Annotated in this window: 9 protein-coding genes; 5 read left to right on the top strand and 4 right to left on the bottom strand. The window is 32.2% G+C overall.

What is annotated here, in order from left to right; all coding sequences use genetic code 11:
- The coding region (locus N5E64_RS14950) for a radical SAM protein (RefSeq protein ID WP_280038198.1) at positions 1 to 1,795 on the bottom strand (1,795 nt) is incomplete at its 3' end.
- A gap of 59 nt (positions 1,796 to 1,854) precedes the next feature.
- The gene (locus tag N5E64_RS14945) at positions 1,855 to 2,805 is read right to left on the bottom strand and encodes a M20/M25/M40 family metallo-hydrolase (RefSeq protein WP_280038197.1); all 951 of its coding nucleotides are present in this window, start codon (positions 2,803 to 2,805) and stop codon (positions 1,855 to 1,857) included.
- A gap of 221 nt (positions 2,806 to 3,026) precedes the next feature.
- On the opposite strand from N5E64_RS14945, the gene N5E64_RS14940 reads away from it, so the two are divergent.
- The 5 genes from N5E64_RS14940 to N5E64_RS14920 all read left to right on the top strand — a co-directional run bounded on the left by N5E64_RS14940 (position 3,027) and on the right by N5E64_RS14920 (position 6,525).
- Entirely contained in the window at positions 3,027 to 3,590 is a 564-nt protein-coding gene (locus tag N5E64_RS14940; RefSeq protein WP_280038196.1) for an RNA polymerase sigma factor, read from the top strand.
- Positions 3,583 to 4,410: a hypothetical protein gene (locus N5E64_RS14935; protein WP_280038195.1), complete on the top strand. Its 828-nt coding sequence runs from the start codon at positions 3,583 to 3,585 to the stop codon at positions 4,408 to 4,410. The genes N5E64_RS14940 and N5E64_RS14935 overlap by 8 nt, the downstream gene beginning before the upstream one ends.
- 22 nt (positions 4,411 to 4,432) lie before the next feature.
- Positions 4,433 to 5,242, top strand: a complete 810-nt coding sequence (locus N5E64_RS14930; protein ID WP_280038194.1) for a hypothetical protein — start codon at positions 4,433 to 4,435, stop codon at positions 5,240 to 5,242.
- The gene (locus N5E64_RS14925; protein WP_280038193.1) at positions 5,239 to 5,964 is read left to right on the top strand and encodes a hypothetical protein; all 726 of its coding nucleotides are present in this window, start codon (positions 5,239 to 5,241) and stop codon (positions 5,962 to 5,964) included. Before N5E64_RS14930 ends, N5E64_RS14925 begins: the two co-directional genes overlap by 4 nt.
- A 96-nt stretch (positions 5,965 to 6,060) precedes the next feature.
- A complete protein-coding gene (locus N5E64_RS14920) occupies positions 6,061 to 6,525 on the top strand; it encodes an OsmC family protein (RefSeq protein WP_280038192.1) in 465 nt (154 codons plus the stop codon).
- Between the two features lie 41 nt (positions 6,526 to 6,566).
- Here N5E64_RS14920 and uvrA read toward each other — a convergent pair whose 3' ends face one another.
- Positions 6,567 to 9,368: an excinuclease ABC subunit UvrA gene (gene uvrA, locus N5E64_RS14915; RefSeq protein ID WP_280038191.1), complete on the bottom strand. Its 2,802-nt coding sequence runs from the start codon at positions 9,366 to 9,368 to the stop codon at positions 6,567 to 6,569.
- A gap of 151 nt (positions 9,369 to 9,519) precedes the next feature.
- Positions 9,520 to 9,858: a hypothetical protein gene (locus N5E64_RS14910; protein ID WP_038331633.1), complete on the bottom strand. Its 339-nt coding sequence runs from the start codon at positions 9,856 to 9,858 to the stop codon at positions 9,520 to 9,522.
- Between the last annotated feature and the right edge of the window lie 109 nt (positions 9,859 to 9,967).

Genomic DNA, 9,967 nt, shown 5'->3' with positions numbered 1-9,967 from the left:
GAAATACAAATAATTCAAAACCAACTCCGTGCATATAATTAAACAATGATTTCTTTAATCCATACGAGAACTGATCATGAATTAAACCTGATTTTTCTTCGTGAATCATATCATTATTCGCAAAAGTTCCTAATTCGGTGCTATGATTAATTACTTGATATTTCTCTGGATTCAACCCAACTGGACTATGTGCTGTCATCGCAAATTGATGCCAAAATCCTGATTGAAGAATTCCTAATTCGAACATTTGACGCACCATTTCCAAACTATCAATCGTTTCTTGCTTTGTTTGTGTCGGAAAACCATACATCAAATACGCATGTACCATAATTCCGGCTTCGGTAAAATTTCGATTTACAACGGCAACTTGCTCTACTGTTACACCTTTATCAATCAATTTCAACAATCGATCCGAAGCGACTTCCAAACCTCCAGAAACCGCAATACAGCCCGAAGCTTTCAGTAATCGACACAAATCATATGTAAAACTTTTCTCGAATCTTATATTTGTCCACCATGTTACAGTCAATTTTCTTCGAAGAATTTCTAACGCAACTTCTCGCATTAATGCTGGCGGAGCAGCTTCGTCCACAAAATGAAAACCTGTATTTTGAGTTGTTTCAATCAACTCTTCCATTCGGTCAACAATTTGTTTCGCCGCAATTGGTTCATAAATTTTGATATAATCTAACGAAATATCGCAAAACGTACATTTTCCCCAATAACAACCATGTGCCATCGTTAATTTATTCCAACGCCCATCACTCCACAAACGATGCATTGGATTAACCACTTCAATGACAGAAATATATTGATCTAATTTGATATCCGTATAATCTGGTGTTCCCACTTCGCTAAATTTATAATCGCGAACAGTTTGATTATTGATATAAGAAACTTGATTATTTTGAAGTGTAAAAGTTCTTTTCAAATCAGAAACTTCAACTTCATTGTTGATATATTTTAACAATTGCTCAGTTGGTGCTTCACCATCATCTAATGTAATAAAATCGAAGAACTCAAATACTCGTGAATCGCTTAAAGAGCGCAATTCTGTATTTGGAAAACCTCCACCCATGTCCACAACAATTTCAGGATAATTTGCTTTAATATATTGCGCACAACGGAAAGCCGAATATAAATTTCCTGGAAAAGGAACCGAAAAACCAATCATTTTTGGATTCGTTTTCTGAATTAATTTCTCTAATTCCGAAAGTGTAATTTTATCAATATAAGTTGGGTCTTTCTGTAATTCTTGATACAATTCATCAAAAGAATTTGCCGATCTTCCTAAACGTTCAGCATAACGAGAAAAACCAAAATTTTCATCAACAGCTTCAATGATTAAATCCGATAAATCTTCTAAATATAGCGTTGCCAAATGCTTCGCTTTATCTTGAAAAGACATCGAACCAAAAGCCCATTCCAAATCTTCAACTTCTGCAAAACGAGAAGCTTCTGGTAAATATCCATCTTGAATAATTGAATCAGCTAAGGTCGAATTTTTTCCTTGTAAAAATCGGATAACAGGATCAATAGTTGCGATATATTCGTCGCTTAACATCACCATTCTTTTACTATTATCACCTAATTCAATCTCTTGATTTTGAATAAATTCAAATAAATCAATTAAACCTTTTCTTGAAAATAATTGTAAGATAACATCTAAACCTAAATCAGCTTGAAAAGTTGAATATGAAAGTGTGTTTAGAAATCCTTTTAAATAAACTGTTCCAGGATATGGTGTATTTAATTGCGTAAAAGGTGGTGTGATTAATAAAAGATCCGTTTTCAATCGTTGAAATTTGTTGCAAAAATACGGATTGAAAAAAAATAATTTTAGATTTTTATCAATTATTTTTCAGTTTTATCAGTGCTTCTAAACGGCATCGTTTCAATTTTGAAACTTCCTTCAATCACAGCTTTTTCGAGATTAAGAATTCCTTTCAACGATTCATAATCTACTTTATCTGCATCGTCAGTTGGTTTATGATAATCGTCGTGACCGCCTGTATGGAAAAATAAAACTGGAATATCTTTCTCATAAAACGAAGTTTGATCCGAACCGCCTCTACCTTCATAACCTGTATAAAATTTAACAAAATCAGTCGGATTAATTTCATTAAAAATTGTTTCGAAAGTTGGAGAAGTTCCATAACCTATAATTGAAACGCCAGATTCTTTGTTCAAACGACCAATCATATCCATGTTTAACATCCAATGCACTTTCGATAAATCATACGTTGGATGTTTCACAAAATAACGTGACCCTACCAAACCTAATTCCTCTGCACCAAAAGCAATGAATAGAAAATTAACAGGTTCTGTCATTTTATTTTTACTGTAAAATCTTGCCAATTCTAACAAACCAGCAACGCCAGAAGCGTTATCATCAGCACCATTGTGAAACATTCCATAACTATCTTTCGCCAAAGAACTTCCTTGCTTTCCTTCTCCCAAATGGTCGTAATGTGCACCAATCACAATCGTTTTCTCCGCTTTATTATCTAAAAAAGCAATCACATTTTTTGCAGAACGAATACTGTCAACAACTTTTACTTTTTTTACCTTCGCCTCAAATCCTTGAAAATATCCATCTTCTCCTAAAGGTTGAAGTTTATATTTTTTGAATTCTTTTGCAATATATTTTGCAGCTTTCAAATTTTCTTCACTTCCAGTTCCTCTTCCTTTCATTTTGTCATCAGCCAAAAAATAAACGTGTTTTTTAAGATTTTTGACTTCAATTTCTTGCGCAAAAGACTTGGCTCCTACAACCAAAGATAAGATGATAACTATTTTTTTCATATTCAATTTCGACTAAGTATACGTCTAACAAAAATAGAAAAATAATCAAGAATATAGATGAATAGGATAATTTTAGAAATTTAATTTTGCTTATTATCACTGAAAATCAGGGTGAATAATTCAATAATTGTTAAATTTCAAAAACTTTTTTAAAAATTGATGCAACATTCAAAAACTTGCTGCGTCTATACAATAGAAACAACAATGAAACCTTGAAAATTTTGGAGAAAGAAAATTTTTCAATAAATGATAAACAACTATTAGATTGGTGCGAATCTGGTGTAGAGGCTGGCTATACTCAGCTCTATCATCGCTATTCGAAATCAGTTTACAATTCTGTTTATCGTTTGGTCACAGAAGTTTCTGATGCGGAAGATTTGACACAAGAAATTTTTATTTCACTTTTCTCTGATATTCAAAAGTTGAAAAGCATCGAGAATTTAGGAGCTTGGTTCAGTAGAGTTGCGATTAATAAATCAATTTCACATTTACGAAAAAACAAAGTTTATTTTTCTGATGTTGCTGGAGCAAATATTATTGATGACAGCGAAGAAAGCATGGAAGAAAAACAAATGTTGGATGGTAAAATTGAAGAATTGCAACAAGCAATTGAAGAATTACCAACGGATACAAGAACAATTGTGAATCTATTTCTGTTCGAAGACATGCCGCAAGAAGACATTGCTCAACTTTTGGGATTGAGCCACAACACGGTGAGAAGTAAATATCATCGTGCAAAAAAGAAAATTTACGAAACCTTACAACAAACCGTTTGCAATGAATGATTCTTTAAAAAAACATATCGAAAAAAACAGAGAAGCCTTTGAAAACAAAGAACCTTCTGCAGAATTATGGAAAAGAATTCAGGCTGAGATTCCTAAACAGGAAGAAAAAACGTTGGTAATTGAACAGCCTAAGAAATGGAGAATTCAGAATTGGAGTATTGCTGCTTCTGCGCTTGTTTTATTGAGTGTTGGTGGATATTTTTTCTTAAAAAATGATCAAGTAAATTCACCAAAAACAATTGAAATTGTAAAAGAAAAGCAGGTTAAAAAAGTAGAAGAAATTCAACCAGAAATTGTTCATCCAACTGAAATTAAAACTGAACAAAATAAAAAAGAAATTCAGTTTGTAACAATTCAGAAAGAGAAAAAAGTTGAAAAAATTGTTCAACCAAAAGAAGAACTAATTGGTATAGATGAAGCACTTAAAAATGAAATTTTAAGTTCATTAAATGATCAAGAATCAACAAGTAATCGTATTGATGCAATTGCAAAAATAACTGATTTACCAAGTATTGATCACAATTTGAAAGAGAGTTTATACCACTTAGCTTTAAATGACAACAATACAATTGTGCGACTAAATGCACTCGAAGCGCTTGCTTCAAAATTACCTAAATCGGACGTTTCAAAAGAGTTAACAGACATTTTTATGAAACAAGATGATCCGATGGTACAAATGGAATTAATAGGAATGATTGCGCATATCAATAACGATCAAATCGATTTGAAATTAACAAATAAATTACAAGAAATGGTGTTGGATCCTACAACAAAACCGTTTGTGAAAGACGAAGCGTACGCGGTTCTTTTTAGAAAATAATAATTAACAAAAAAATCAAAAAATGATAAGAAAAATATTTTTGGTAGCTGCATCTTTTATGATGATGTCTACGTACACTTTTGCACAAAATGAATCGAAAAGTGCGAATGAAGATAATTCGAAAACGTACAAATTAGCTGTAAGTAAAGGAAAAATGAACCTTGATCTTGGACGAGTAACAGTAGAAGGTTACAACGGAAACGAAATTGTTTTTTCTACAAAAACAAGATCGCGAGATAATGACGAAAGAGCAAAAGGATTGCGCTCGATCAACTCATTAGGACTTGAGGACAACACTGATTTAGGAATAAATGTTGTAGAAAAAAATGGTATAATCGAGGTAAAACAACTACAACAAATGACACCTCCAAATATCAAAATTTTAGTTCCAAAAGGTGTAACAATTTCATTTAATCATCAATCTCAATTTGGAAGTACCATTACATTCAAAAATATCGAAAACGAAGTTGAAGCAACTGCAAGTTACAACAATGTAGTGTTAGAAAATGTAACAGGACCTGCAACAATCAACACGATTTATGGTTCTATCGATGCTAAATTTAGTCAAAATGTAAAAGGTCCTTTGTCGCTTGTATCTATCTATGGTCACGTGGATGCTTCAATTCCGAAATCATCTAAAGCAAATGTAAAATTAACGACTTCGTTTGGTGATATTTTGATTGCACCTGAATTATCGTTAAAATTAGAAACAGTTGATAAATCATCTGAAATGATAAAAATTAACAATCAAGCAACAGGAACATTAAATGGCGGAGGGACAAGTTTCCTTTTCAGATCAGATTATAGTAAAATATATTTGAGAGGGTTATGAGAACAGTAATTTTATCTTTAGCAGTGGGCTTATTGACAAATTTATCAATCGCTCAAACAAAAATTCAGAAGAATTTCTCAGTTGAAAAAGGTCAAGAATTAACATTAAAATTTGATTATCCACAAATCGTTAAAATCACCACTTGGAAACAAAACGAAGTGAGTATCTCTGGAAATGTTAATATCAATAATGGTAAAAATGACTCGAATTTCAACTTAACTGAAAGCAAAAACAGTCAAGGAAAAACCATCGAAGGCAAAGTTGTAAAACTAGAAGACATTCCAAATCAAGTGACAGCAACTTTTGGTAATGAGAAAAAACAATTTCAAACCAAAGAGGACTATCAAAAATATATTGATGCAAATGACATTAAATCTTCTTCGGTTTCTACAGGAGTACAAATGGATATTGTATTGGAAATCAAAGTTCCTGAACATATGAAAACGACTATCGAGTCAACGTATGGAACAATTGAAGTCATCAATTTTGATGCACCAATTATCGCACAATCAACATATGGAAGTGTAGATGCAACAATGAATGCAAAACAAATTGGAGAAATAAAAGTGGAAACTTTTTTTGGGAAGATGTACACGAATCTAGATTTTGCAATCAAAACTATAAAATCAGATAATTTTCATTCTGTAATTGCAGCAAACGTAGGTAAACAGCCATTGCAAGAATTTTCTTCGAAATATGGAAATGTCTATTTAAGAAAGTAAATAGTAAATAAATTATAACATTTTTTGAAAACACAATTGAGGATTCTCAGTTGTGTTTTTCTTTTAGAAAAGATTATTTTTGATAAAAATTAAGCCTTGAATCATTTATTTAAAGTTGCCCTAAATTGGATTAAGAAAGAGCCTCAAACAGATTCTTCAACCAGAATTTATACAAAAAGTCATTACATTTCGATTGAAGGAAAACCTGATTTAGAAGTTTCTGCGGCGAAAACTTTCAAAGGTGATCCAAATTTATACAATCCAGAAGATTTGCTTTTGAGTAGTTTGACTTCTTGTCATATGATGTCGTATTTATATTGTTGTACACAACATAAAATCGAAGTAATTTCTAACCAAGATCATTCGGAGGCCACATTGCAAATAAATCCTGATGGAAGTGGAAAAATTATAAAAGTAGATTTATTTCCTGAAATCATTATTTCTAATTCATCACAAATCGAGTTGGCGCTTTCACTTCATAAAAAGGCAAACGAATTGTGTTTTATTGCGAATTCGTGCAATTTCCCTGTTTATCATCACCCAAAATGTAACGCAAAATAAAACCGAGCTAAACTCGGTTTTAATAATTTATTTTATTTCTGTTATAATTTCTCTTTTAAGAATTGAGCTGTGTAGGACTCTTTTACTTTGACAATTTCTTCTGGTGTACCTTCGGCAACCAAATAACCGCCTTTCTTCCCTCCTTCTGGACCAAGATCTATCACCCAATCGGCAACTTTGATAATATCCATATTATGTTCGATTACAAAAACCGAATGTCCCAAATCAATCAAAGCACGTAATGCTTTAATCAATTTCTGAATATCATGGAAATGCAGACCTGTAGAAGGCTCATCAAAAATAAACAAGGTTTTATTTGTCGTTTCTCCTTTCGTCAAGAAGAAAGCCAGCTTCACACGTTGTGCCTCTCCTCCAGAAAGTGTATTCGACGATTGCCCAAGTTTTACATAACCCAAACCAACATCTTGTAATGGTTTCAGCTTTTCGACAATTTTATTTTGCTGATGAGTTGCAAAAAAGTCAATTGCTTCATCAATTGTTAGATTTAAAATATCTGAAATCGATTTTCCTTCGAATTTAACTTCTAAGATTTCTTTCTTGAAACGTTCGCCATGGCAATCTTCACAAACCAGCTCTACATCAGCCATAAACTGCATTTCGATGGTAATTGTCCCTTCTCCTTTACATGCATCACAACGTCCGCCATCTACATTAAACGAAAAATGTTTTGGTTGAAATCCCATCACTTTACTTGCTTTCTGATTGGCAAATAAATTTCGGATATCATCGTAAGCTTTTACATAGGTCACAGGATTAGAACGCGAAGATTTCCCGATTGGATTTTGATCGATTAACTCAATTCCTTCCAATTGTTTCAGATCTCCAATTAACTCATCAAAATCACCAATTTTATTACCAAAAATCTCAAAATAACGCTGAACCGCTGGTGCTAAAATATCTTTCATCAACGTAGATTTCCCTGAACCCGAAACACCTGTAATAACGGTTAATTCGTTCAGAGGAAATTTAACATCAATATTTTTTAGATTATTTTCTCTTGCTCCAATAATTTTCAGATAATTAGGAGATTTCAAACGTTTTTTAGGAACTTCAATCTCTAATTTTCCGTTCAAATATTTAGATGTTAATGTATCACCTTTTAATAATTCATCATAGGTTCCTTCAAAAACTACTTCACCTCCATTTGTTCCAGCTTCTGGACCAATATCGATGATATAATCAGCAGCTTTCATAATGTCTTCATCATGCTCTACCACAATCACTGTATTGCCTAAATCGCGTAAACGATGTAAAATCGTAATAAATTTGGCTGTATCACGCGAATGTAAACCAATCGAAGGTTCATCTAACACATACATCGAACCAACCAAACTACTTCCCAAAGAAGTTGCTAAATTGATACGTTGTGATTCTCCTCCAGACAAGGTATTCGAAGCACGATTTAGCGTTAAATATTCTAAACCAACATCTAACAAAAATGTTAAACGCGACTTAATTTCGTATATAATTCGACCCGCAATTTGCTGATCATATTCGTTAAATGTAATACTTGTAAAGAAATCATTCAACTCATTCAAAGGTAAATCAACCAAATCATTAATCGATTTATCCGCAATTTTCACGTAATTCGTTTCCTTACGCAAACGCTTTCCTTTACAAGTTGGACAAGTTGTTTTACCACGATAACGAGACAACATTACACGATATTGAATTTTGTATGTATTCTCCTCAACCATTTTAAAAAAACCATCCAATCCTTCCCAATCGTTATCTCCGTGCCACAAATAGTCTTTTTGCTCTTCGGATAATTCAAAATAAGGTTTATGAATTGGAAAATCTACTTTTTGAGAAAGTTTGATAAAATGATTTTTCCACTCGCCCATTTTCTCGCCTTTCCAAGCTACAACCGCATCTTCGTAGATAGACAACGATTTATTTGGAACGACAAGATTCTCCTCAACTCCAATTACTTTCCCGTAACCTTCGCAAGTTGGACAAGCTCCATAAGGATTATTGAAACTAAAGAAATGGATAGTTGGTTCATTAAAAATCAAACCATCTGATTCGAATTTATTTGAGAAATATTTTACCGAATTATCTTCTACATTTACAATCGCTATTTCTCCTTTTCCTTCGAAAAAAGCCGTCTCGATAGAATCTGCCAAACGATGATAAAAAGATTCTTCGTCCTCTGTTGGCAAAGCGATACGATCAATGACAAGATGAATATCATTTTCGGGTTGAGGTTCAAAATTAAATGAAATTAAATCTTCAATTTTCACTTGATTTCCATCGACACTCAAACGTGTAAACCCTTGCTGTTGAAGAATATTCAAATGTTCTGCAAACGAACGCTCTTCTGGCACAACCAATTTTATTTGAAGAATAAATTTAGTTTCAGCCACAAAAGTTTTTAGATAATCAATCGCATCCGTTACCGAATCTTTTTGAACTAATTCTCCTGTAATCGGTGAATATGTTTTTCCAATTCGTGCGTACAACAACTTTAGATAATCATAGACTTCTGTCGTTGTTCCAACTGTAGAACGCGGATTTGTAGAATTTACTTTTTGCTGAATCGCTATTGCTGGCGCTATTCCTTTGATATAATCAACTTGAGGCTTATCCAATTTTCCTAAAAACTGACGTGCATAAGACGATAAACTTTCGACATAACGACGCTGACCTTCCGCATACAACGTATCAAAAGCCAAAGTAGATTTCCCAGAACCAGACATCCCAGTAATCACGACTAATTTATTTTTTGGAATCGCTAAATCAATGTTTTTTAAGTTGTGCAATTTTGCACCTTTAATCAGAATAAATTCTTTCGGATCAAGTTGATTGATATCTTTTTTCATCTTGGCACAAAGTTAAGTTATTTTAGAAAGTTAAACTTAATCGCAACAAAAATTAGTCATAAAATATAACGTATAAAAAAGAACAGATTTAGTTAAAATATAAAAGCGCATCAACATGTTGACGCGCTTTTTTCAATAAAAAAATAAAAATTTATTCCTGAAATAATAAATAATTTTCTTCGTTTAACTCTTGATATCCAACATCGTACACATAAAAAATTGTGCCATTTTTTGATTCATCTACATTTGTAATGTACTTAAAATCAAAGTTTCTCAAACTCAATTCGTTTTTATTTACCGAACGAGCTCCTTCTTCTAATAAAGTTTTTAAGATACGATTATTTTTTCTTAATCTGTTGTTAATATTTCGTACAATTTCTACTTTATCACGATTAAGATTATTATTATAAGAATTTCGACAAAAATCGTTACAAAACTTTTTGTCTTTTCGACCAAATAAAGTTTGGTTACATTGAAGACACGTATTCATAAGATAGATTTTAGGTTATTTAAATACAAATATAAAAAAAAGTTAATCAATTTACAAATACTTAACATTATACCCTTTTCTACTTTAAAACGAAAGTATTAAATATTTA

Origin of the sequence: Empedobacter sp. GD03739 (genome assembly GCF_029843245.1) — a bacterium.
GTDB classification, from domain to species: domain Bacteria; phylum Bacteroidota; class Bacteroidia; order Flavobacteriales; family Weeksellaceae; genus Empedobacter; species Empedobacter falsenii_B.
The sequence above is the reverse complement of the archived record's forward strand: the minus strand, read 5'-3'. Positions and strand labels throughout refer to the sequence as shown.

Coding starts and splice junctions, on each gene's coding strand:
- N5E64_RS14910 (WP_038331633.1), bottom strand. CDS start 9,858: ATGAATACGTGTCTTCAATGTAACCAAACTTTATTTGGTCGAAAAGAC.
- N5E64_RS14930 (WP_280038194.1), top strand. CDS start 4,433: ATGATAAGAAAAATATTTTTGGTAGCTGCATCTTTTATGATGATGTCT.
- uvrA (WP_280038191.1), bottom strand. CDS start 9,368: ATGAAAAAAGATATCAATCAACTTGATCCGAAAGAATTTATTCTGATT.
- N5E64_RS14945 (WP_280038197.1), bottom strand. CDS start 2,805: ATGAAAAAAATAGTTATCATCTTATCTTTGGTTGTAGGAGCCAAGTCT.
- N5E64_RS14925 (WP_280038193.1), top strand. CDS start 5,239: ATGAGAACAGTAATTTTATCTTTAGCAGTGGGCTTATTGACAAATTTA.
- N5E64_RS14935 (WP_280038195.1), top strand. CDS start 3,583: ATGAATGATTCTTTAAAAAAACATATCGAAAAAAACAGAGAAGCCTTT.